The 22,131-nt window shown below is 74.8% G+C and carries 20 protein-coding genes; 12 read left to right on the top strand and 8 right to left on the bottom strand.

The features are described from left to right. Positions 1–27: 27 nt before the first annotated feature. The 3 genes from zapE (at position 28) to AC07B0_RS27660 (ending at position 3,116) form a co-directional block, all read left to right on the top strand. On the top strand, positions 28–1,131 hold the full coding sequence (gene zapE / locus AC07B0_RS27650; RefSeq protein ID WP_356878025.1) for a cell division protein ZapE: 1,104 nt from the start codon (positions 28–30) through the stop codon (positions 1,129–1,131). A 61-nt stretch (positions 1,132–1,192) separates the two neighbouring features. Beyond that, entirely contained in the window at positions 1,193–1,618 is a 426-nt protein-coding gene (locus tag AC07B0_RS27655; RefSeq protein WP_356878026.1) for an OsmC family protein, read from the top strand. Between the two features lie 157 nt (positions 1,619–1,775). Beyond that, the gene (locus AC07B0_RS27660; RefSeq protein ID WP_469379133.1) at positions 1,776–3,116 is read left to right on the top strand and encodes an alkaline phosphatase PhoX; all 1,341 of its coding nucleotides are present in this window, start codon (positions 1,776–1,778) and stop codon (positions 3,114–3,116) included. Positions 3,117–3,141: 25 nt separating this feature from the next. On the opposite strand, the gene AC07B0_RS27665 is transcribed toward AC07B0_RS27660, so the two are convergent. Together AC07B0_RS27665 and AC07B0_RS27670 are read right to left on the bottom strand one after the other, a co-directional pair. After that, entirely contained in the window at positions 3,142–4,002 is an 861-nt protein-coding gene (locus AC07B0_RS27665; protein ID WP_478899131.1) for an immunity 49 family protein, read from the bottom strand. 11 nt (positions 4,003–4,013) lie between these two features. Beyond that, positions 4,014–6,716, bottom strand: coding sequence for a hypothetical protein (locus AC07B0_RS27670; RefSeq protein WP_478899132.1), 2,703 nt, complete (start codon positions 6,714–6,716; stop codon positions 4,014–4,016). Between the two features lie 314 nt (positions 6,717–7,030). Between AC07B0_RS27670 and AC07B0_RS27675 the strand changes: the two genes are divergently transcribed. Further along, positions 7,031–7,852 (top strand): polyphosphate kinase 2 family protein, encoded by an 822-nt coding sequence (locus AC07B0_RS27675; protein ID WP_356878089.1) that lies wholly within the window; start codon positions 7,031–7,033, stop codon positions 7,850–7,852. Positions 7,853–7,869: 17 nt separating this feature from the next. Next, positions 7,870–8,781 carry a polysaccharide deacetylase family protein gene (locus AC07B0_RS27680; protein ID WP_478899133.1) on the top strand — a complete coding sequence of 304 codons (912 nt, stop codon included), beginning with the start codon at positions 7,870–7,872 and terminating at the stop codon, positions 8,779–8,781. 18 nt (positions 8,782–8,799) lie between these two features. On the opposite strand, the gene AC07B0_RS27685 is transcribed toward AC07B0_RS27680, so the two are convergent. Genes AC07B0_RS27685 through AC07B0_RS27700 form a run of 4 tightly spaced genes read right to left on the bottom strand, consistent with a single transcriptional unit; the run spans position 8,800 to position 11,144 of the window. Further along, positions 8,800–8,991, bottom strand: a complete 192-nt coding sequence (locus AC07B0_RS27685; protein ID WP_356878031.1) for a hypothetical protein — start codon at positions 8,989–8,991, stop codon at positions 8,800–8,802. A gap of 10 nt (positions 8,992–9,001) precedes the next feature. Then, a complete protein-coding gene (locus AC07B0_RS27690) occupies positions 9,002–9,655 on the bottom strand; it encodes an ABC transporter (RefSeq protein ID WP_469379140.1) in 654 nt (217 codons plus the stop codon). Then, entirely contained in the window at positions 9,652–10,464 is an 813-nt protein-coding gene (locus tag AC07B0_RS27695) for an ABC transporter ATP-binding protein (RefSeq protein ID WP_469379435.1), read from the bottom strand. The genes AC07B0_RS27690 and AC07B0_RS27695 overlap by 4 nt, the downstream gene beginning before the upstream one ends. A gap of 5 nt (positions 10,465–10,469) precedes the next feature. Next, complete coding sequence (locus AC07B0_RS27700; protein WP_356878032.1) at positions 10,470–11,144, bottom strand: AIM24 family protein; 675 nt, start codon at positions 11,142–11,144, stop codon at positions 10,470–10,472. Positions 11,145–11,215: 71 nt separating this feature from the next. On the opposite strand from AC07B0_RS27700, the gene AC07B0_RS27705 reads away from it, so the two are divergent. From AC07B0_RS27705 to AC07B0_RS27725, 5 genes are all read left to right on the top strand, one after another. Then, the gene (locus AC07B0_RS27705) at positions 11,216–12,001 is read left to right on the top strand and encodes an aminoacyl-tRNA hydrolase (RefSeq protein WP_356878033.1); all 786 of its coding nucleotides are present in this window, start codon (positions 11,216–11,218) and stop codon (positions 11,999–12,001) included. A gap of 132 nt (positions 12,002–12,133) precedes the next feature. Further along, positions 12,134–13,462, top strand: coding sequence for an MbnB/TglH/ChrH family RiPP precursor modification enzyme (locus AC07B0_RS27710; RefSeq protein ID WP_469379286.1), 1,329 nt, complete (start codon positions 12,134–12,136; stop codon positions 13,460–13,462). Then, on the top strand, positions 13,459–14,493 hold the full coding sequence (locus tag AC07B0_RS27715) for a TIGR04222 domain-containing membrane protein (protein WP_469379288.1): 1,035 nt from the start codon (positions 13,459–13,461) through the stop codon (positions 14,491–14,493). The genes AC07B0_RS27710 and AC07B0_RS27715 overlap by 4 nt, the downstream gene beginning before the upstream one ends. An 89-nt stretch (positions 14,494–14,582) precedes the next feature. Beyond that, positions 14,583–15,323, top strand: coding sequence for a TIGR04222 domain-containing membrane protein (locus AC07B0_RS27720; protein ID WP_356878036.1), 741 nt, complete (start codon positions 14,583–14,585; stop codon positions 15,321–15,323). 142 nt (positions 15,324–15,465) lie between these two features. After that, complete coding sequence (locus tag AC07B0_RS27725; protein ID WP_478899134.1) at positions 15,466–17,172, top strand: alpha/beta fold hydrolase; 1,707 nt, start codon at positions 15,466–15,468, stop codon at positions 17,170–17,172. Positions 17,173–17,270: 98 nt separating this feature from the next. Here AC07B0_RS27725 and hemQ read toward each other — a convergent pair whose 3' ends face one another. Next, a complete protein-coding gene (hemQ, locus tag AC07B0_RS27730; RefSeq protein ID WP_356878038.1) occupies positions 17,271–17,984 on the bottom strand; it encodes a hydrogen peroxide-dependent heme synthase in 714 nt (237 codons plus the stop codon). Between the two features lie 23 nt (positions 17,985–18,007). Then, positions 18,008–19,456, bottom strand: a complete 1,449-nt coding sequence (gene hemG, locus AC07B0_RS27735) for a protoporphyrinogen oxidase (RefSeq protein WP_478899135.1) — start codon at positions 19,454–19,456, stop codon at positions 18,008–18,010. Positions 19,457–19,596: 140 nt separating this feature from the next. On the opposite strand from hemG, the gene AC07B0_RS27740 reads away from it, so the two are divergent. Beyond that, entirely contained in the window at positions 19,597–20,613 is a 1,017-nt protein-coding gene (locus AC07B0_RS27740; protein WP_478899136.1) for a DUF4349 domain-containing protein, read from the top strand. A 69-nt stretch (positions 20,614–20,682) separates the two neighbouring features. Beyond that, positions 20,683–22,062, top strand: a complete 1,380-nt coding sequence (locus AC07B0_RS27745) for an FAD-dependent oxidoreductase (RefSeq protein WP_478899137.1) — start codon at positions 20,683–20,685, stop codon at positions 22,060–22,062. Positions 22,063–22,131 lie beyond the last annotated feature (69 nt).

The raw sequence follows: 22,131 nt of genomic DNA on the forward strand, positions 1-22,131 counted from the left end.
GTGCCACGCCCCGTAGAGTTAAGAGCTGTGTCAACATCACTCTCCACCTCCGGTTCTGCCTCCGGGCACCCGATAGCCGACGCGGGCCCGCTGGCCCTGTGCGCCCGCGAACCGCGCGTGCCCGCCGAACGGCTGGTGGCGGAGATGGTGCCGCCGCCGCGCTTCGACTCGGTGCGCTTCGACACCTACGACCCGGACCCGGCCCAGCCGAGCCAGGCCGAGGCCGTCACGGTCCTGAGCGGCTTCGCCGCCGGCCTGGGCGGCGCGCACGCGAGCGGCTCCGGCAAGCGCCGCTGGTTCTCCAAGGCCCCCAAGGCGGCCCCCGCCGGACCGCGCGGGGTGTACCTCGACGGCGGCTACGGCGTCGGCAAGACCCACCTCCTCGCCTCCCTGTGGCACGCGACCCCCGCGGAACCCGCGCTCAAGGCCTTCGGCACCTTCGTGGAGCTGACCAACCTCGTCGGCGCGCTCGGCTTCCAGCAGACCGTGCAGACCCTGGGCGGGCACCGGCTGCTGTGCATCGACGAATTCGAACTCGACGACCCGGGCGACACCGTCCTGGTGTCCTCGCTGCTCAGCCGTCTGGTCGAACAGGGCGTGGCGCTCGCCGCCACCTCCAACACGCTGCCCGGCAAGCTCGGCGAGGGCCGTTTCGCGGCCGCCGACTTCCTGCGCGAGATCCAGGGGCTGTCCGCGCACTTCCGGCCGCTGCGGATCGACGGCCAGGACTACCGCCACCGCGGCCTGCCCGAGGCCCCCGCCCCGTTCACGGACGAGCAGGTCGCCAAGGCCGCGTACGCGACCCCGGGCGCGAGCCTCGACGACTTCCCGGGCCTGCTGGACCACCTGGCGAAGGTGCACCCGAGCCGCTACGGCGCGCTCACGGACGGCATAGCGGCGGTCTGCCTGACCGACGTGGGCCCGGTCCCCGACCAGTCGACCGCGCTGCGCCTGGTGGTGCTGGCGGACCGGCTGTACGACCGCGAGGTCCCGGTCCTCGCCTCCGGAGTCCCCTTCGACCGGCTGTTCAGTGAAGAAATGCTCAACGGCGGTTATCGGAAGAAGTACTTCCGAGCCATATCGCGGCTCACCGCGCTCGCCCGTGACGCGAAACCCCTGGTGGCCCAGTAGGTTTGGCACGGCCGGGCGCTTCTGGGGCCCGGCCGTTTCCACGTCTTCGAAGGGATCCACCATGGCCACCACGCGCACGTCCCACACGGTCTGGGAAGGCAACCTCCTCAAGGGCTCCGGCGTCGTCACCCTCGACTCCTCGGGCCAGGGTTCGTTCGACGTCTCCTGGCCCTCGCGCGCCGAGGCCGCGAACGGCAAGACCAGCCCGGAAGAGCTGATCGCCGCCGCGCACTCCAGCTGCTACTCGATGGCGCTCTCGCACGGCCTCGACGGCGCGGGCACCCCTCCCACCCGGGTCGAGACCAAGGCCGACGTCACCTTCCAGCCCGGTGAGGGCATCACCGGCATCCACCTGACCGTGCGCGCCGAGGTCCCCGGCCTCGACGCGGAGGGCTTCGCCGCGGCCGCCGAGGACGCGAAGAAGAACTGCCCGGTCAGCCAGGCCCTGACGGGTACGACGATCACCCTGAGCGCCGAACTCGTCTGAGCGGCCCCGCCGCTCCACCCGCCGGGCCCGTGCGCGCACCGCACCGGGCCCGGTGGGGTGACGGGCGCGGGCCGGCGCACGCGCCGCCGCCCCCGGGCGGGCACGGCGTGGTACCACGGGCCGGTCACATCTCCAGCGGATCAGCGGGGAGTTGCCGATGTCCGTCACCCGACGCAGCCTGCTGGCGGCAGGCGCGGTCTCCTTCAGCGGGGCCCTGGGCGCGCTCTTCGCGACCGGTACCCCCGCCCGCGCCGACCGCGGTTACGGTCCGCTGCTGCCCGATCCGCGCGGGCTGCTCGACCTGCCCGCCGGGTTCTCGTACCGCGTGCTCTCGCGCGCCGGGCAGCCACTGCGCTCCGGCGAGGGCACCGTACCGGGCAACTGTGACGGCATGGCCGCCTTCGGCGCGGGCGGGGGCCGGGTCCGGCTGGTCCGCAACCACGAGAACCGCACCACCGCCGCGCTGCGCGTCCCGGCCGTCGACGGCCTCACCTACGATCCCGCGGCGCTGGGCGGCTGTACGGTCCTGGAACTGGACCCGGCGGGCGGGCCCGTCTCCGAGCGCGTCGCCCTCGCCGGTACCGCCGTCAACTGCGCGGGCGGCCGGACCCCCTGGAACACCTGGCTGAGCTGCGAGGAGACCGAGGACCGGGCCGGCACCGCCGGATACGCCCGGGACCACGGGTACGTCTTCGAGGTCGACCCCGCCGACCCGCACCGCCTGGGCGCGGTGCCGCTGACCGCGCTGGGGCGCTTCGCCCACGAGGCCGTCGCCGTCGACCCGTACCGGGGCGTCGTCTACGAGACCGAGGACGCCTTCGTCGAGCCGTTCGGCCTGTTCTACCGGTTCCTGCCGGCCCGGCCCCTCGGCGGGCGCGGCTCCCTGCGGGCGGGCGGGGCGCTGGAGGCCCTGCGCGTGCCCGGGCTCGCGGACCTGGCCGCGGTGGACCGGCCCGGGGCCGAGTTCCCGGTGGAGTGGGTCCCCGTACCCGACCCCTCGGCCGGTACGACGCCGGTCCGGCTCCAGGACTTCGGGCCGCGCGGGATCACCCACGCGCAGAAGCTGGAGGGCTGCTACTGGGGCGGCAACGGCGTGTACTTCGTGTCCAGTTACGCCCGCAGCCGCGAGGGCGCGGCCGCCGACCACCAGGGGCAGGTCTGGTTCTACGATCCGTCGCGGCGCCGGCTCCGGCTGGACGTGCTGTTCGGCCCGGCGGCCGGGACCGCGCTGCCCGGGGACTCCCCCGACAACATCTGCCTGGCCCCCGACGGCGGGCTGATGGTGTGCGAGGACGGTGGCGGGGACCAGTACGTGTTCGGCGTGACGCCGGCCGGGGACGTCTACCCGGTGGCCCGGAACGCGGACGACGTGGGGACGCCCGGGGACCCCCAGTGGGGGGAGTTCGCGGGGGTCACCTTCTCCCCCGACGGCCGGACCATGTTCGTGAACGCCTACACGCCCGGCACCACCTTCGCGGTGACCGGCCCCTGGCGGTGAACCGGAACCCGCCGGCCGGGGCCCGTCAGACCTCGAACTCCCCCAGCCAGGAACGCCGGAGCAGGTGCTCGGGCAGGTACGGGGACTCGACCCCGACCGGGATCCCGCCGTCGTACGCGAGGCAGGCGACGGCGAGGACGGCGACCGGCACCCGGCCCTCGATGTCCTCCGCCCGCTCGGGCGTGGCCGTCCAGTACCGCTTGTGGAGTTCCAGCGCTTCGACGAGCGCGGTCCGGAAGCCCTCCTCGTCCTTGCGCAGGAACTTGTAGAACAGGTTGATCGGCGGGTACTCCACGTGCTGGATGTACTCCCGGCCCGCGATCACCGCCACGTCCGGATGCGACCGGTCGAACGTGGCCGTCAGCTCCTCCACCAGCTCCGGCCGCTTCAGCCAGTACGCCTGGAGCGCCGCCACCCAGTGGTACTGGTAGTCGTCGTGCTCCGCGCCCGAAGCCCGCAGCACGTCGAGGGGCAGCTCGCACAGCTCCGTCATCCGCGGCTGGTCGCGCGTGATGACCGCGTACCAGAACGCGCGCAGCCACGTCGACGGGCGCGCGTCGTGGCCGGGACCCGTCGCGGGCAGGGTCCGCAGCGCGTGGTGGATGCGGCACCGCGTCGTGCCCTCGGTCATCCCCGCCGTACGGAAGAGCGCCGAACCCAGCTGCGCGGCGTCGACCACCGTCTCCCACGTGGTCAGTTCGGCCGCGGTCGGATCGACGAGGGTGCGCGACTGCACGTGCAGGTCGGCCTGGTTCCAGACCCGGCCGAGCTGGCCCGGGAGCGCGTCGAGCTCCTCGATGTTCGCGACCAGCCGCTCGTCCTGGCTCCTGACCCAGTCCGCGCTCTCGGGCTCGGGGCCGGCGTGGCTCTCCACGATGACCGTCATCTCTTCCCCTGTCACTTGCTGATGTCGAACCGCTGGATGGTATGCCCGGTGTACGTGCCCGTGTTGTCGGCGCCCTTGACCACCACGTAGTCGATCTTGTTCGCCTTCAGGGCCGCGTCGAGCTTGTCGAAGAGCGCCTGCTCCCGCGGGTCCTTCCTGGCGCGCTTCTCCATCTGCTTGAGGATGTCCTCGAAGTACGCGCGGGTGCCCTGCGACACCCGGTCGGCGCCGATGCGCCGCTCACCGAGCTCGGTGCCGACGTTGCCCTTGGCCTCGACCACCACGTACCGGTCTCCGTGCCGGTAGACCTGGTCGAACTGGTCGTTGCCGTTCGCCGGGCCGTAGACCGTCTCCTCCTTGGCGCCCGGGAACTCCTTCGGTATCGCGTGCTCGCGGGCGATGGCCTCGCCGAACTCCTCGCTCCTCTTCGAGACCGCCTCGTGGAAGGGCTTGTGGCGGGCCCTGGCCTCTTCCATCGCGGCCAGGGTCTCGTCGGTGGGCGCCGCCTTGTGCGCCGCCTTGGCGTCCGTGTATTCCGTGTGCGGCTTGCGGTCCGCCTGCATGGCGTCGTGGCGCTCCTTCGCCGCCGCGTCGAGCTTGTCGGTCATCTCCTTGGTGACCGTGGGGTGCTCGTGCCCGACCGTCTTGGCGTCGGTCAGGTAGTTCGGCGGGACCGGCGGCGGCAGTTCCGACTTCGGGACCCACTTGCCCGGTGAGACCTCGACCAGCTGCGGCGGGACGAGTCCGGTGTGGTCCGGCACGATCCGGATCCGGTGTCCGAGCTTGTTGTAGTACTGCTGGCGGTACCCGTCAGTCGGGTCGTTCGCCCGGTGGACCTGGTACTCCATGATCTGCTTGCGCTCGGCGGTCGTGTAGTCGTGCGCGTTGTCCCGGTGCGGCGGGAGCGCGGGGGGCTCGCCGTGGCCGGGAGCCGCCGGACCCGCCCCGTCGGTGCCGTGGCCCGCGCCGCCGCCGGGCTCGTGGCCGAGGTTGTCCGGGACTCCGCCGCCCTGGTGGGGGATGCCCCCGCCGCCGCCCGGGCCGTGCCCGAGGCCGTCCGGGACGCCGGCGCCGCCCTGGTGCGGAACCCCGTCGCCGCGGCCGCCCGTCGAGGGGGTGTCGGTGTGGTGCGCGCCGCCGCCCGTGGGGGTCGTGTCCCGGCCGCCGCCGTGCGTGCCGCCGCCACCGCCGGGTTCGGTGTGGCTGTTGCGCGGCGTGTTGTCGGCGAGGCCGCCGGGGGTGTTGTCCGCCACTCCGCCGGGGGTGTGGGTGGCCGCGCCGCCGGGGGTGTGGGCGGCGTTGTCGGCCGTGCCGGCCACCGAGTGGGCCGGGGCGCCGACCGGGACCGGCTCGCGAACCGGGGTCTCGGCCAGGGGGTGGTCCGGTCCCTTCGGGACCGAGGTGAGGTCCTGCTTGGGGGCGCCCGTGTGGTCCAGCAGCTGGTTGGTGGTCTTGTCGTAGTACTGCGGCCGGCCCAGCGAGTCGTCCAGCAGCCGGACCGTGTCGTCCGGGTGCGGGAAGGTGACGCCCTCGGGAGCCTGCGCCTTCGGGATGTCCCGCCACACCACGTCGTCGACGCTCGGGAAGGCCCCGTCGGCCTTGCCGAAGTTCGCGAACAGGTCGCCGATCTTCAGCTTCGCCAGGGAGCCCGCCTTGCCGATGTACGTGATCGGGTCGATCAGCCTGCCGGCCTTGCCCGCCACGCCGATGACCTTCGCCACCGCACCCGTCTTGGCCACCGCGCCCGCGCCGCCCGTGAAGACCGTCGTCAGGACGTTGAAGGTGACCGCTCCGGCCGCCCGGGCCGGGTTCTTGCCCCACTCGTCCCACGCGACCAGCGCCTTGCCGGTCTCCTTCATGGCGGTACGCGAATCCCGCAGCCAGCCCGGCAGGTCCTTCTCGTCGGCCGTCCAGAACGCCGTGCCCACGCCCGGCATCGAGGTGATCGCCAGACCGGTCGCCAGCTTCGCCAGGCCCGTCCAGGCCTGTCCCGCCGCGTCCCAGCCGTCGACGCCGACCAGCGTGCCCAGGCCCCGGACCGTGCCCCAGATGCCGTCGACGATCAGGCCGTCCCATACGAAGGACTTGACCCAGTACCCGACCTCCCACGCCCGGTGGGTCTCCTCCAGCTGCGAACCCCACGGCAGGTCCTGCGCCTTGTTCAGGTCCTCGCCCTTGTAGCCGTACATGTTCGCGCCGTGCGAACCGTCGTCGGCCGTCAGGGGCGGCGCGCAGTACAGGGCCCGGATCTTGTTGGCGCAGGTCCGCTCGGCGGCCCAGAAGGCGGACACCGCGGCGTTGACGTCGTGGATCAGATCGTTGTTCTCGTCGATCTTGTCCCCGTCGTCCTTCCAGTGCTCGTCCCCGCTGATCTTGCTCGTGAAGGCCGTCGCCTTCGCCTGGAGCTCCTTCAGCCGCGCCACGATCGGCCGCGCCTCGGTGACGTACTCGCCCAGCGCCTTCGCCGCCGACTCCAGCTGGTCCGCGAAGAAGTCACTGTCCGTCTTGACCGGCTTCGTCGTCGCGAACAGCTTCGCCGCCTCCGGCGCCGAGTAGAACGCCGACAGCCCCTGGAACTCGGAATCCACGTTCGACCCGGCATCGCGGAACGTGCCCGCCGCCGTCGTCAGCTTCGCCTTGTCCAGCTCCAGCGACGCCAAGTCGCCGGTGAACTGCGGGATCGTGCACGGATTGATCGGTACGTGGTCCGTCACTTCTGATCCGCCCCCGGAAGATCGATCTTCAGTCGTCGCCTCTTCGCACTCGCATCGTGCAATCGTCCACCTGTCTACCCAATCGGAGTCACGAATTCAAACCCTCTTTCCCACAACGGCGTTGCGGCCGGGCATCGCCCGCGGCCCCGTCCCGCCGTGTCGCGGACCCGTTCGCCCTGCCGGAGGATCGGACGCAACCGACGGGATTGGGGTAGGTGACGGTGAGCAAGAAGGACAAGGGAACGGGGTCGGACGGGAAGAGCGGCGGGCACCCGGCCGTCCGGCACGGGGGCTCCGGCCAGGCCCTCGGCCCGCTGCTGCGCGTGCCGCCCGGCGGACGGGTGGACCTGGCGGCCCTCGGTACGGCGGCGGGACCCGCCGGACCCTCCGACAAGGCGACGGGAGTGGCCGCGACGGCCCGGATGGCCGAACGGCTCGCCTCCCTCCAGGAACGGCTGTACGCGGCGAGCACGGCGGGCGACCGGCGCAGGCTGCTGCTCGTCCTCCAGGGCATGGACACCAGCGGCAAGGGCGGCACGGTCAAGCACGTGATCGGCCTGTTCAACCCGTCCGGCTGCCGCATCAAGGCCTTCAAGGCGCCCACGCCCGAGGAGCTGGACCACCCCTTCCTGTGGCGCGTCGCGAAGGCCCTCCCCCTGCCGGGCGAGATCGGCATCTTCGACCGTTCGCACTACGAGGACGTCCTCGTGGCCCGGGTGCGCGAGCTGGTGCCGCCCGGTCAGCTGGAGGGCCGCTACGCCGAGATCAACCGGTTCGAGCAGGACCTCACCGACGACGGGGTGACCGTCGTCAAGGTCTTCCTGCACCTCGGCTACGAGGAGCAGCGCGAGCGGCTCCTGGCGCGGCTCGACGATCCGGACAAGCACTGGAAGTTCAGTCCGGACGACATCGAGGCGCGCAGCGCCTGGCCCGCGTACCAGCAGGCGTACGAGCTGGCACTGGGGCGCTGCTCGACGCGGGAGGCGCCCTGGTACGTCGTCCCCGCGGACCGCAAGTGGTACCGGAACTGGGCCGTCAGCACGCTCCTGCTGGAGCACCTGGAGGAGATGGCTCCGGCGTACCCGCCGGGTGACTTCGACGTGGAGGAGTGCCGTACCCGTCTGATTGCCACATAGTCATATATTTTGCCTACGTGACCACTTCTGTGCGCAACGCGGCCGTCGTGGCCGTACTCGGTGCCGCCCTCGCGGGATGCGCGGGCGGCGCCGCCCCGTCCCCGGGCGGCGGCCAGGCCCGTATGGGCAGCCCCGCGGCCACCGCCCCCTCGTCCTCCGCCGGCGCCTCTCCCGGCGTCTCCCCCGGCGTCTCTCCCGGTGTCTCCCCGCAGCCCGGCCCGCCCGGCAGGGCCCCGACCATGGCCCCCGGCCCGAACGGCCTGACCCCCGTCTTCGAGCGGGCGCGGCAGCGCAGCGACAAGACCGTCGCCCTGACCTTCGACGCCGACATGACCTCCGACCAGGGGCCGCGCGCCGCCTCGGGGGAACGATTCGACAACCCCGAGCTGATCTCCACCCTGCGCCGGCTCCAGGTGCCCTCGACGGTCTTCATGACCGGCCGCTGGGCGGAGGAGTACCCCGACCAGGCCCAGGCCATCGGCACCGATCCGAACTTCGAGATCGCGAACCACTCGTACAGCCACCACGCCTTCAAGTCGCCCTGCTACGGACTCCCCGCGCTCGACGACGAGGCCGCCCGGGCCGACGTCGACCGGGCCTTCGCGGCGTTCCGCACGGCCGGCGCGGTGAACACGGTGCCGTACTTCCGTTTCCCCGGCGGCTGCTACGACGACCGGGCGCTGCGCTCCCTGAGCGCGGCCAAGGTCACCGCCGTCCAGTGGGACGTGGTCAGCGGGGACGCCTTCGCGCGGGACCCCGACGCGGTGGCCGAGCAGGTCCTCGCCGGGGTCAAGCCCGGCTCGGTGGTGGTCATGCACTGCACGCGCAGCGCCGCCCCCGTCACCGAGCAGGCCGTCCAGAAGATCGTCCCGGAGCTCCGCAAGCGCGGGTACCGCTTCGTGAAGGTCTCGGACCTGATCGGGAAGTAGCCGCGGCGCGCCGCCCGGTCAGCCGGAGCAGGCGGTGCGCTGCGCGTCCTGCCACTCGCACACCGGGCACAGCACCACGCCCGGGGTCGCGACCCCGTACTCGGTGGGCTCGCCGCACTCCACGCAGTCGGCGTACGGCGGCCCGGGCACCCGCCCGGCGGGCGCGGCCGGGGCGGGACAGTACGACGCGTTCTCCTGCGGCTGCTCCATGCGTACGAGCCTACTCACCCCGCCGCCCCCCACCGAGGCAGGCCAGCGCGCCCACCGCCCCGGCCAGCAGCAGCGCCCCCGCCAGGGCGCCCAGCGGGAGTTCCGCCCGGCCCGAACGCGCGCCCGTGACCAGCGCGGAGACCGCGGTCCGGGCCGGGGAGGGCGCGAGCACCAGGGCCAGCAGGGATCCGGTGCCCGCGGCGAGGACCCCGAGCCCGCGCCCGCGCACCAGCGGCCTGGCACACAGCGCGCCGACGGCCGCCCCCGTCAGCGCGCACACCGATACCGCGACCACCCCTGCCACGGCCGTCCGGGCGGGGGCCGCGCCCGCGAGGTCGCCGAGCAGGAGAACGGCGGCCACGGCCGCAGCACCGGCTGCGAGCGCTCCGGCGAGAGCGGTCAGCAGGGCGGCGGCGTGCACGCGCGGCGCACCGGCAGCGGCGGCGGCACAGGCCCGTGCGGCCGGGGGCTCGGCGGCCACGCAGATCCGCACGGTCCAGGCCGTCAGCGGGACCAGGCCGGCGGCCGCGTAGCCGAGCGAGTCCAGCGCCGGGTCGCCGGGCCGGATCCCGACGGCGACGAAGGCGGCGTAGACGGCCAGCGGGGCGATCCAGCGCTGGGAGCGCAGCAGGAGCGCGCCCTGATAGCGGATCAGGGCGGTCACGGCAGTTCCTCCACGGTACGGACGTGCCAGGGCGGGGTCGCGGTGAGCAGTTCGCGCAGCACGCGGTCGGAGCGGGCGGCGTCCACCGTAAGTAGGACCCCGCCGCCGGGGGCCGCGGCCGCGGCCAGGCCCGGGGGCGGGGCGCTGCCCGGGGGTCCCACCGCGTGGATCCGTACGCGTGGCCCGGTCCCCGCCGCCGTCACCGGCACCACGGCCCCGGCGCCGACCCGGTACCGGACGGCGGGCAGGGCCGCGAGACGTGCGGGATCGTGGTCGACGAACACCACCGTGCCCGCGGCGGCGGTGCGTTCGGCGACGGCCCGGTCCAGCTCGGCGCGGGCGGGCACGTCCAGCCCGGTCCAGGCCTCGTCCAGGACGAGGAGCTCCGGCCCCGCGAGGAGCGCCTGGGCCACGGCGACCTTCTGGCTGGTCCCCTTGGACAGCTCGGCCATCGGGGTGCGGGCGTGGCCGGAGGCGCCGAAGCGCTCCAGGCCGGCGGCCGCGCGGCGGGCCGCCTCGGCGCCCTGGAGGCCCTGGATCCGGCCCATGTGGGTCAGGTAGGCCGAGGCCGTCAGCGGCAGGGCCACCGGGAAGCGTTCGGGAACGTAGGCGGTGCGGCGGGGGCGGCCGGTGACGCGTCCCTCGGTCGGGGCGTCGATGCCCGCGAGGAGGCGCAGCAGGGTGGACTTGCCGCCGCCGTTGCCGCCTTCGACGCGGACGAGGGCGCCGGGGGGCAGTTCCAGCGTGACCCCGCGCAGGATCCAGGGCCGCCGCCTGCCGTGACGGCGGCCCACTCCGGTCAGGCGCAGCGGGGTCAGTGGGACGTCGTCGATTCGGTGAGTTCGCTGGGGCGGACGATGACGAAGCCCTCGCCGCTCAGCTTCAGCTGGACGGCTTCGCCGGAGCCGCCGCGGATCATGGAGCCGACCGACTGGGAGCGGTGCAGGCCGGTCTCCAGCGCGGCGCTCCAGCCGACGACGGCGTCCGTGTCGACGAACACCGGTGCCTGCGGGGTGACCGGGATGACGATCGGGCTGCCGTCGCAGACGACGGCGAGCTTCCCGGTGCCGGTGAAGAGGCTGTTGAAGAGGCCTCCGCCGGTCATGCCGGCGCCCTTCACCATCTTGATCTCGTAGGAGAGCGTCGGGTCGAAGCACAGGACGTTGCGGCCGTTGACGGTCAGCGCGTCGCCGGGTTCGAAGTCGACTATGAAGCAGTTGCCGCCCTGGTGCGCGAACCAGGCCTCGCCCTGGCCGCGTACGGACATCAGCGCGAGCCCCTCGCCGGTGACGGCCCGCTTGAGCATGCCGCCTATGCCCTGGCCCTTGCGCTCGAACTGGAGGTTCCCCCGGAAGGCGATCATCGCGCCCTGACGGGCGAGCACCTCTCCGTTCACGGTGTACTTGACGGACTTGGCGTTCTGCAGGGTCATGCCCGGCGCGGCGGACTGCTGGGCCAGGTTCTCGGACGCGAAAAGGTCGCTCTTCATGGAGAAGATCCTCGCCCGTCGGACGGACCCGGAACATCCTCCTCAAGTCGGAGGCTGGCATCCTTGGCAGGATGAGCAGCCCGCACACGAACGAGACCGCAGACGTATCCCCGGACGTGCCCGGTGAGGTACCCGCGGTCGGGGCGGACAGCCCCTTCCGTCAGCAGCACGTACGACGCGACGAGGCCCCGCAGTTCGTCCTGCCGCTGGTGGTGCGGATCGAGAAGGCCGAGCCGCCGGCCCGGACGGACGCGCTGGAGACGGCGGCCCGCGCGGTGCTGGTCCTGCTGTCGGACGAGCGGTCGCACGGCGAGGGCGAGTGGGCCGGGGCGGTGCGCGACTGGCAGGACGCCCGGATCCGCAAGGTGGTCCGGCGGGCGCGCGGGGCGGAGTGGCGCAAGGCGGAGGCCCTGCCGGGCGTCACCGTGCACGGCGGCTCCTCGCAGGTGCGGGTGTTCCCGCCGGTGCCGCTGGACGGCTGGCCCAAGGAGCTGGCGAAGCTCCAGGTGTCCGGCACCGACCTGGACGACCCGGGGCCGGTCCCCCCGGCGGGTTCCGGGCTCCCGGTGCTGTGGCTCAACCCGGACCTCGGCATGTCGGCCGGCAAGGCGATGGCCCAGGCCGGGCACGGGGCGCAGCTGGCCTGGTGGGAGCTGACCCCGGCCGAACGGACGGCCTGGCGGGACTCCGGTTTCGCACTGGCCGTACGGACGGCACCGCGCGAGCGGTGGGCCGAGCTCGGCGGGAGCGGGCTGCCGGTGGTGCGGGACGCCGGGTTCACGGAGATCGCGCCGGGCTCCTGCACGGTGGTCGCCGACCATCCGGCGCTGCGGGCACGGCTCGACGGCACCGCGTAGACACCGCCCGAGACGGCCGGGGGAACCTCAAATGTAGCTCTGAACGTCCCCTCCGGCGGGTTGGCCGGGCTCCGTCCGGGCCATGACACCGACACACGGTCCGGGGGATCGGACGAAAGGGGGCGGGGGGACATGAAGCCCATGGCACACCTGGGGGTGGGCATCGGCTGGCGGCCGGAGATCGCGGAGGCGGTCGAACGGCTGCCGGGCCTGGACTGGGTCGAGGTGGTGGCCGAGAACGCCTGTCCGGGCCACCTGCACCCCAGCCTGCTGCGACTGCGCGAGCGCGGCGTCCGCGTCGTCCCGCACGGGGTCTCGCTGGGGCTCGGCGGAGCCGACCGTCCCGACGTCCGCAAGCTGGCCGACCTCGGGGAGCGGGCGGTGGCGCTGGGGGCGCCGCTGGTCACCGAGCACATCGCCTTCGTACGCACCTCCTCGCCCGTCCTGGAGGCGGGGCACCTGCTGCCCGTGCCCCGCACCCGCGACGCCCTGGCCGTGCTGTGCGAGAACGTGCGGATCGCCCAGGACGCGCTGCCCGTGCCGCTGGCGCTGGAGAACATCGCCGCGCTCGTCTCGTGGCCCGGGGAGGAGCTGACGGAGGGGCAGTTCCTGACGGAGCTGGTCGAGCGGACCGGCGTACGGCTCCTCATCGACGTCGCCAACCTGCACACGAACCGGGTGAACCGCGGCGAGGACCCGGCCGCCGTCCTCGACGCGATCCCGCTGGAGGCGCTGGCCTACGTGCACGTCGCCGGGGGCGTGGAGCGCGACGGCGTCTGGCACGACACCCACGCGCACCCCGTGCCGCCGGTGGTGCTCGACGTGCTCGCGCAGCTGCGCGAGCGGGTCGCCCCGCCGGGGGTCCTGCTGGAGCGCGACGACGACTTCCCGCCGGAGGCGGAGCTGGCGGGGGAACTGGAGCGGATCCGCGGCGTGGTGGACCGCGCGGGCACCGGGCGGCCGCGGACACCGGCCGAGCCGGCCGCCACGGAGGAGCCCGCCACCGCGAAGGAGCCGGCCCCCGCGAAGGAGGGCGCCGACGGGGACACCGGGGCCGCGCGCACCCGGGTGGGGCTCGGTCAGGCGGCCCTGCTGTCGGCGCTGGTCGCCGGAACGCCCGTACCCGAGGGCTTCGACCGGCAGCGGATCCGCGTACAGGCCCGGGCCCTGGCCGCCAAGCGCGCCTCGGTGATCGCGAAGATCGCACCGGAACTGCCCGGGATCCTGGGCGGCGCCGACGCGTACCGCACGGCCTTCCTCGCCTACGCCCGGCACCGCCCGATGACGGGCGGATACCGCCGCGACGCCCTGGACTTCGCCGAGCACCTGCTCATCCAGGACCTGCCGGCCGACCCGGCCGCCCGCCGCCGGCTCACCTCCTGGTGGCGGGACCGCTCCGGGGCGCGGCCGCCCCGCCGCATCGTCCGCTGGGCCCGCGCCCTGGTGGGGAGATCCGCGTGAACGTCCTCGCCGCCGCCGTCTGGATCGCCGTCGTCACCTCCACCGTCCTGCTCGTACGCTCCCTGCGCCGCGCCCGGCCCCTGGTGACCGGGCCCGCGCCGCGGCTGCACGACCTGTCCGAGGCCGCCTTCCTGGCGGGCGGCCCCGGCGCCGTCGTCGACGCCGCGCTCGTGTCCCTGCTCGGCGACGGCCGGCTGGTGATCGGCGGACCGGGCATCGTCCACGCCCGGTCCGGGGCGCGGGCCAACGACCCGGCCGAGCGGGCCGTGCTGCTGGCCCTGCGGGCGGCCCCCTCGGGGTGGCTCTACCAGGTGCGCTACGCCGCCATGCTCGACCCGGCCGTGCAGGAGACCGGGGACGCGCTGGCCGCCCGCGGCCTGGTCGCCGAACCCGGTTCGGGGCGCGGCCTGCGGCGCTGGGGCGTGGTCCAGGCCGTGGCGTGCGGGGTACTGGTCCTCCTGTCACCGGTCGTCACCTTCGTCGCCATCGCCCTGGACGCCGGTGGCGGGGTGCCGTTCGCCTTCGCCGTGTTCCCCGTCCTGGTCGGCGGCCTGGTCACGGGCGTCGTGTACGCGAAGCGGGCCGGCCTGCGCATCACCCCCGCCGGGCAGGCCGCGCTCCGGGAGGTCCGGGCACAGCACCTGGGCGACCCCGCCCCGCACGTGCAGACCGCCCTGTTCGGGCTGCGCGGTCTTCAGGACCCGTACCTGCGCTCGCACCTGGTGCCCGCCGCCCGCGAGGCGCGGCTCGCCGCGGCCCAGTCCGGGGCGCGGCCGCACCGGGCGCACTCCTCGTCCGGGCCCTCCGACGCCTGGGTGGTCCCGGTGGTCTGGTGCGCGGCCTCCGACGGCGGCGGGGGCGGCGGCGGATCCGGCTGCGGCTCGGGCGGGGGCTGCGGGTCCTCGGGCGGCGGCTGCGGGGGCGGGGGCGGGGGCGGGTCCAGCTGTTCGTCGGGCGGTTCGAGCTGTTCGTCGGGCGGATCCAGCTGTGGCAGTTCCTCCAGCTCCAGTTGCGGGAGCAGCAGCTCCTGAAGGTCCGGCCCGTCACCGGGACGTCACGGGCTGCTCACGGGAGCGCGCCACCCCTGCCCGGGGGCGTCAACGCCCTGTAGAAATCAAGCATGTTCTGGGTCCTGTTCCTCCTGCTGGCGTGGGCCGGCGTACTGGCGGCCTGCGTCCGGCTCCTGCGCGCCTCGACCGAGGCCGCCGGTCCCGACGGGAGCGTCGTCGTCGACCACCGGCTGAGCCTGTACGAGGCCGCCTACCTGGCCGGCGGCCCCGACCGGGTCGCGGTGGTGACGCTGCTGTCCATGGAGCGCCGGCGGCGGCTGCTGCTCGCCCACACCGGCTGGGCGACCGTCGTCGATCCAGTCGGGCGGGACCCCCACGAGCGGGACCTGCTGGGCGCGTTCGGCCCCGACGGGCAGTCCCCGGTCAGGGCGCTGCGGGCGGCGGCGGCCGGGCACCGGGCCGTACGGGACCTCGCGGACCGGCTGGCCTCGGCCGGGCTCACCGTCTCCGACGCGGTGCGGGGCGCCCTCGCGGACGGCCTCCGGGCGGTCCGCCGGGCCACCGGGCTGGTGCTCGTCCTGGCCGCCGCCTCACTGGCGGCGGCCCCCTCGGGCGCGGGCGCCACGGCGACCGTGCTGTGGTGGTTCTCGCTGCCGCTGCTCCTCACCCTGACCTGCCTGGCCGTCGCCCGCTTCGAAGGGCACCGCCACTCCCCGTGGGCGTCCCCCTCGGGCCGGCGGCTGCTCGTCGAACTGCAGCGCGCGGACGGCCCGGCGGACCCCCTCACCGCGGTGGCCGTGCACGGGGTGCGGGCCGTGACCGATCCCGGCCTGCGGGCGGCCCTCGCCTGACGGCCGGCCCGCCCCCGCCTACGGCAACCGGGGGCGGATCGGGAGGCAACGGGGGCATTGCGCCGGGCGTCCGGCGGTGCGCCTGTACAGGGCGTCCGGCCCGGCATCTCATCGGACCAGCCGATGAGACGAAGGAGCCGCCATGCGGACGACGCCCGGACGCTACGGAGCCGCCGCGGCGGCGCTCTCCCTCGCCCTGTGCCTGCCCGCCCCGGCCTTCGCGGACCCCGCCCCGCCGCCCGGCCCGGCCGGGGCCGGAGCCGGGGCCGGAGCCGCCGGGACCGCCGCCGAGGACGCCGGGGCCGCGCTCGCCGCCCGCCGCGCGGCCCCCGACGCCCCGGACGGGCGCGGCGGGCTCGGCTTCGGCCCCTGCGCCCCGGTCGAGGAACTCCCCAGCCGGGTGCGGTGCGCCGCCCTGCGCGTCCCCCTCGACTACGCGCGCCCCGACGGCCCCCAGATCACCCTCACCGTCAGCCGGGTCCCGGCGACCGGCCGCGGGGGCGTCCCCCGGCAGGGCGCGCTCGTCTACAACCCGGGCGGCCCCGGGGCCTCCGGGATGCACTTCCCCCTGTTCGCGGGGGTCCCGGCCTGGCGGGGCGTCGCCGCCGCCTACGACCTCGTCGGCTACGCCCCGCGCGGGGTCGGCCGTTCCGCCCCGCTGTCCTGCCGGGACCCGGACGCACGGCCGGCCGGCCCGACCCAGGTCCCGGCCGTGCCGTCGGCCGCGTACAAGCGGGAGCGGGTCGCCGCGGCCCGGACGTACGCCCTCGGCTGCGGGCGACGGGCCGGCGGAGCGCTGGCGCACTACACGACCCTGAACAACGTCCGGGACCTGCACGTGCTGCGCGCCGCGCTCGGCGAGGAGCGGCTCACCTTCATGGGGGCCTCGTACGGCACCTACCTGGGGGCGGTGTACGCCACCTTGTACCCGGGGCACGTGCGGCGCATGGTGTTCGACTCGGCGGTGAATCCGGACCCGCGGCGCGTCTGGTACCGCAACAACCTCGACCAGGCCCCCGGCTTCGAGCGCCGTTGGGCCGACTTCCGGACGTGGGCCGCCCGCCACCACGCCGCGTACGGGCTCGGCGCGACCGCGCGGGCCGTGCAGGCGAGTTACGAGCGGGTCCGCGCGGCCGTGGCCCGGACTCCGGCGGGCGGGGTCGTCGGTACGGGCGAACTGCACGCGGCGTACCTCCAGGCCGCCTACTACGACGACGTCTGGCCGGACCGGGCGGCGGCCCTGGCGGCCTTCCTGCGGGGCGATCCGGGGCCGCTGGCCGAACAGGCGGGCCCGCGCCCGGAGTCGGCGGCGGAGGCGGCGAACGCGACGGCCGTGTACACGGCGGTGCTCTGCAACGACGCGCCCTGGCCCGCCGACTGGGAGACCTGGGACCGGGACAACACCGAGCTGGCGGTCCGGGCGCCCTTCGAGACCTGGGCGAACGCCTTCCTGAACCTGCCCTGCGCCTTCTGGCCGGTACCGGAACGGCAGCGGCCGGTGGCGGTCGGGGCGCCGGCGGCGGCGCGGGCCGGGTCCCCGCCGGCCGGGCTCCCCGGGACGCTGATCGTGGCGGCGGAGCGGGACGGGGCGACGCCCCACCGGGGCGCGCTGGAGCTGCAACGGCGGCTCGGGCCGCGGGCGGCGCTGGTCACCGAGGTGGGGGCGGGCGCGCACGGGGTGGCCGGCGGACGCAACGCGTGCGTGGACCGGCGGGTGGAGCGGTACCTGCTGACGGGCGCCACTCCGGGGTGGCGCACCGCGTGTGCGCCGCATCCGGAGCCCGCACCGGTGTCGCTGGACGACCGGGCAGCAAGCGCTCCCAGGGCGCTGCTGCCGCCAGTCGTCTGAACTTCCGGGCGGGGTCTCCGGCTGCGTCGATTCGGGGGCAGTGCCTCCCGATCCCCGGAGGAGGTCGAGTCCTCCGGTCCTTCCCCCCAGGGGAGGTATCAGGCGAGTCCGGCCACCAGATCGGCGACGGACTTGCGGCGCCCGGTGTAGAAGGGCACCTCTTCACGGACGTGCATACGGGCCTCGGAGGCACGCAGGTGACGCATGAGGTCGACGATGCGGTAGAGCTCGTCGGCCTCGAAGGCCAGCATCCACTCGTAGTCGCCCAGGGAGAAGGAGGCGACGGTGTTGGCACGCACGTCCGGGTAGCCGCGGGCCATCTTGCCGTGGTCGGCGAGCATGCGGCGGCGGTCCTCGTCGGGCAGCAGGTACCAGTCGTAGCTGCGCACGAAGGGGTAGACGCTGACGTAGTCGCGGGCGACCTCGTCGGCCAGGAAGGCCGGGATGTGCGACTTGTTGAACTCGGCGGGGCGGTGCAGCGCCATGTTCGACCAGACCGGCTCCAGGGCGCGGCCCAGCTTGGTGCGGCGGAACAGGTTGTACGCGGTCTGCAGCTCGTCCGCGGTCTCGGCGTGCCACCAGATCATGACGTCCGCGTCGGCGCGCAGGCCGGAGACGTCGTAGGTGCCGCGGACCGTGATGTCCTTGGCGTCCAGCTGGTCGAACAGCTCCTGGACCTCGTCGGCGAAGCCGGTGCGGTCCTCCGGGAGGACGTCCTTCAGTTTGAAGACGGACCACAGGGTGTAGCGAATGACCTCGTTGAGGTCCTTCGCCTTCTTCCCCGCGTTGGGAATCTTCTCCGGTGCAGTCATGTGTCCATTGTCCCGTGTGCTGATCAGTGGTCTGCGCCAGGGGTGGCCAACGAGGCGATCACCACATCGGCGGCCTTCCCCGCGCTCGCGACGCAGGCCGGGATGCCGACCCCGTCGTAGAGGGCGCCGCACACGGCCAGGCCGGGCAGGGCGGCGACGGCGGCGCGGATCCGGGCGACGCCGGCGAGGTGGCCGACGGGGTACTGGGGCAGTCCGCGGTCCCAGCGGGTGACCGTGGAGGCCACGGGCCGGGCGCCGAGGCCGACGGCCTCGCCGAGGTCGGCGAGGGAGACGTCGACGAGTTCGGCGTCCTCCCGCTTCAGGTCGTGGTCGTCGCCGTGCCGGCCGACGGAGGTGCGCAGCAGGAAGAGGTCCGGATCGGCCCCGGCCCAGGCCCACTTGTTGCTGGAGAAGGTGGACGCCTTGATGGTGCGGCCGTCGACGGGCGGTACGAGGAATCCGCTGGCCTCGCCCCCGGTGACGGCGGCGGGCAGGTCCGAGCGGCGGAAGGCCATGGTGACCAGCGCCATGGAGGCGTACTCGGCCCCGCGCAGTTCGGCGGCGGCCGCCGGGGCGAGGCCGGACAGCAGGTCGGCGGTGGGGCCGGCCGGGGTGGCCAGTACGACGGCGTCGGCTTCGACGGTCTCGGTGCCGGTCACCACCCGCCAGCCCGTGGCCGTGCGCAGGACCTCGCGGACGGGGGCGGCGGTGCGCAGGTCGGCCCCGGCGGCCCGGCAGGCTTCGGCGACGGCCACGGGCAGGCGTCCGATGCCGCCGTCGATGCCGGCGAAGACGGGGCCGGCGGTCTGCGGCTGACGGGCCGCGCGGGCCTGGACGTCCCGTACGGCCTCGCTCAGCAGGGGGTGCGCGCGGGCGGCGTCGAAGAGCTGGGGCACGGCGGCCCGCATCGAGATGCGGTAGGCGTTGCCGGCGTAGACCCCGCCGAGGAGGGGTTCCACGAGCCGGTCGACGACTTCGTGCCCGAGGCGGGCGGCGACGTACTCGCCGACGGCGACGTCCTCGCCGATTTCGGTGGGGGGCAGCGCGTGCTCGGCCTCGATGCGGGCCAGTCCCTCGGCGGAGAGCACCCCGGAGGCGGCGAGCGGGCCCGGTTCGGCGGGGACGCCCATGACGTGGCCGCGCGGCATGGGGCGCAGGGCGCCGCGGGTCCACAGGTGGGCGGTGGCGGTGGCGGGCGGCTGGAGGGCGTCGGCGAGGCCCACGGCCCGGGCCAGTTCCACGGCCTCGGGGCGGCGGGCGAGCACGGATTCGGCGCCGAGGTCGACGGGGAGGCCGGCGAGTTCACCGGCGTGGAGCTTGCCGCCGAGGCGTGGTCCGGCTTCCAGGAGGGTGACGCGGAGGCCGTCGGAGAGCAGCCGGTGGGCCGCGGCGAGGCCCGCGATCCCGCCCCCGATGACGACGACGTGGGCCGGGGCTCCCGGCCGGTCCGTACGCGTGTCCGCTTCGTGCATGGACACATCGTCTCAGACCGGCCGGTGAGGCCGGACCGTGACCTCATCGGGACCGGCTCGGGACCGCGTGTGCGAAACCGGGAACGGGACGCTGTACGTCGAACCGGCGACACTGGCCGATCCCTCGGGGGGTACTCACCATGCGCACGCTCCACAGACACCGTACGGCGGCGGCCGTCGCCGCCCTGTCCCTGGCCGGGGCCCTCGCGCTGACCGGCTGCGGGGCCGACGGCGCCGCGTCCTCCTCGGACAGGGCCGTGGCCGCGCCGAAGGGGGCCGAGGCCGCCGGCAAGCCGGGGGCCGAGGCGGCCGCTCCCCCGGCGGCGGCGGACGCCAAGGCCCCGCAGGCGCCCGTCGCGGTCCGCCCGCACGTCATCCGCACCGGCTCGCTGGGCATCGAGACGGCCGAACCGCAGAAGGCCCTGGCGGCGACCCGTACGGCGGCGGAGGGCGCGGGCGGCTACGTCGGGAACGAGTCCACCGAGCGCGGCAAGGACGGCCGGATGACCTCGACGGTGACCCTGCGGGTGCCCGGCGAGCGTTTCGACGCGGTGATCGGCGCCCTGGAGGGCAGCGGGAAGCTGCTGCACCGCAAGGTCGAGGCGCGGGACGTCACCGAGAAGGTCGCCGACGTGGACAGCCGGGTCAAGTCCCAGCAGGCCAGCGTGGTCCGGGTGCGGGAGATGATGGACCGGGCCTCGGCGCTGAGCGACGTGGTGATGCTGGAGAGCGAGCTGAGCCGGCGCCAGGCCGACCTGGAGTCGCTGCTGGCGCAGCAGAACGCGCTGAAGGACCAGACCGCGCTCGGCACGATCACCGTGGCGGTGTCGGAGCCCTCCGCCCCGGCGGAGAAGAAGAAGGAGAAGGAGCGGACCGGCTTCGGTGACGCGCTGGCCGGAGGATGGTCGGTGTTCACCACCCTCCTGCGGTACGTGCTCATCGCGCTCGCCGCCGTCCTGCCGTTCGCGGTGACGGCGGCCCTGCTGCTGCTCGCCTTCCGCGCGTACCGCGGGATCCGGCCGGCGAAGCCGCGGACGGGCCCCGCCCCGACCTGGGTCCCGCGCCAGACCCCGGCCGCGCCGGCCGCCCCCGCCGCCCCCGCCGCGCCGGCGGGAAGCCCCGCCTCCACCGGGACGGAGGCGGATGTGGACCGCTGAGCGCGCGGCCGCCCGTAGCGTGTCCCCGTCAGCCCGGCACGGGGTGAACGGCACGGAACGGGGCGGACGATGGCGACGGAACGACTGGTGGTGGTCGGCGGTGACGCGGCGGGCATGTCCGCCGCGTCACAGGCCCGGCGGCTGAAGGGCCCGGCGGAGCTGGAGATCACCGCCTTCGAGCGCGGGCACTTCACCTCGTACTCCGCGTGCGGGATCCCGTACTGGGTCGGCGGCCTGGTCGCCGAGCGGGACGACCTGGTCGCCCGCACCCCCGAGGAGCACCGCGCGCGGGACATCGACCTGCGCATGCGCACGGAGGTCGTGGAGCTGGACCTGGACGGGCGCCGGGTCCGTGCCCGCGATCTGGACTCCGGGACCGAATTGTGGACGGAGTACGACAAGCTGGTCCTGGCGACGGGCGCCCGGCCGGTCCGCCCCCGGCTGCCCGGGATCGGCGCGCACGGCGTGCACGGGGTGCAGTCCCTCGACGACGGCCGGCGTCTCGTGGCCGACCTGGAACGCGCGCCCGGCCGCCGGGCGGTCGTCGTCGGCGCCGGCTACATCGGCGTGGAGATGGCCGAGGCCCTGGTCCGGCGGGGGTTCGGGGTCACCGTCCTGCACCGCGGCGAGCAGCCCATGGCCACCCTCGACCCGGACATGGGCGGCCTGGTGCACACCGCGATGAACGGCATGGGCATCCGTACGGTGTCCCGGGCCGCGGTGACGGGGATCCTGACGGACGGGGAGGGCCGGGCCCGCGCCGTGACCACGGAGGCCGGCGAGGAGTACCCGGCCGACGTGGTGGTGCTCGGCATGGGCGTGGAGCCGCGCACGGCCCTGGCCCGGGAGGCGGGACTGCCGCTGGGCACGTCGGGCGGCATCCTGACGGACTTCTCGATGCGGGTGCGCGGGTACGAGGACGTCTGGGCGGGCGGCGACTGCGTGGAGGTCCTGGACCTGGTGGCGGGCCGCACCCGGCACATTCCGCTGGGCACGCACGCCAACAAGCACGGCCAGGTCATCGGCTCGGGCGTGGGCGGCGGCTACGCCACCTTCCCCGGGGTGGTGGGGACGGCGGTGAGCAAGGTGTGCGACCTGGAGATCGCCCGGACCGGACTGCGCGAGCGGGACGCCCGGGAGGCGGGCCTGCGCTTCGTGACGGCCACCATCACCTCCACCAACACGGCGGGCTACTACCCGGACGCGGCGGAGATGACGGTCAAGATGCTGGCCGAGCGCCGTACGGGCCGCCTGCTGGGCGTCCAGATCGTCGGCGGCGCGGGCGCGGCGAAGCGGGTGGACGCCGCGGCCGTCGCCCTCACCGCGGGCATGACGGTGGAACAGGTCGTCTCCCTGGACCTGGGCTACGCCCCGCCCTTCTCCCCGGTCTGGGACCCCGTCCTGGTGGCGGCCCGCAAGGCCGTCTCGGCGGTCAGGTCGGCCGTCTGACGTCCCGGCCCGACGGGTCCGGATGCGCCGGCGCGCCGCAGGACGGTGTCCTGCGGCGCGCGGGTGCCG

It is taken from the genome of Streptomyces sp. NPDC044704, assembly GCF_056433525.1.

Excerpts from the sequence above, each read along its gene's own strand:
- AC07B0_RS27655 (WP_356878026.1), top strand. The coding sequence starts at position 1,193 with ATGGCCACCACGCGCACGTCCCACACGGTCTGGGAAGGCAACCTCCTC.
- AC07B0_RS27660 (WP_469379133.1), top strand. The coding sequence starts at position 1,776 with ATGTCCGTCACCCGACGCAGCCTGCTGGCGGCAGGCGCGGTCTCCTTC.
- AC07B0_RS27665 (WP_478899131.1), bottom strand. The coding sequence starts at position 4,002 with ATGACGGTCATCGTGGAGAGCCACGCCGGCCCCGAGCCCGAGAGCGCG.
- AC07B0_RS27685 (WP_356878031.1), bottom strand. The coding sequence starts at position 8,991 with ATGGAGCAGCCGCAGGAGAACGCGTCGTACTGTCCCGCCCCGGCCGCG.
- AC07B0_RS27700 (WP_356878032.1), bottom strand. The coding sequence starts at position 11,144 with ATGAAGAGCGACCTTTTCGCGTCCGAGAACCTGGCCCAGCAGTCCGCC.
- AC07B0_RS27705 (WP_356878033.1), top strand. The coding sequence starts at position 11,216 with ATGAGCAGCCCGCACACGAACGAGACCGCAGACGTATCCCCGGACGTG.
- AC07B0_RS27710 (WP_469379286.1), top strand. The coding sequence starts at position 12,134 with ATGAAGCCCATGGCACACCTGGGGGTGGGCATCGGCTGGCGGCCGGAG.
- AC07B0_RS27720 (WP_356878036.1), top strand. The coding sequence starts at position 14,583 with ATGTTCTGGGTCCTGTTCCTCCTGCTGGCGTGGGCCGGCGTACTGGCG.
- AC07B0_RS27725 (WP_478899134.1), top strand. The coding sequence starts at position 15,466 with ATGCGGACGACGCCCGGACGCTACGGAGCCGCCGCGGCGGCGCTCTCC.
- hemQ (WP_356878038.1), bottom strand. The coding sequence starts at position 17,984 with ATGACTGCACCGGAGAAGATTCCCAACGCGGGGAAGAAGGCGAAGGAC.
- hemG (WP_478899135.1), bottom strand. The coding sequence starts at position 19,456 with ATGCACGAAGCGGACACGCGTACGGACCGGCCGGGAGCCCCGGCCCAC.
- AC07B0_RS27740 (WP_478899136.1), top strand. The coding sequence starts at position 19,597 with ATGCGCACGCTCCACAGACACCGTACGGCGGCGGCCGTCGCCGCCCTG.
- AC07B0_RS27745 (WP_478899137.1), top strand. The coding sequence starts at position 20,683 with ATGGCGACGGAACGACTGGTGGTGGTCGGCGGTGACGCGGCGGGCATG.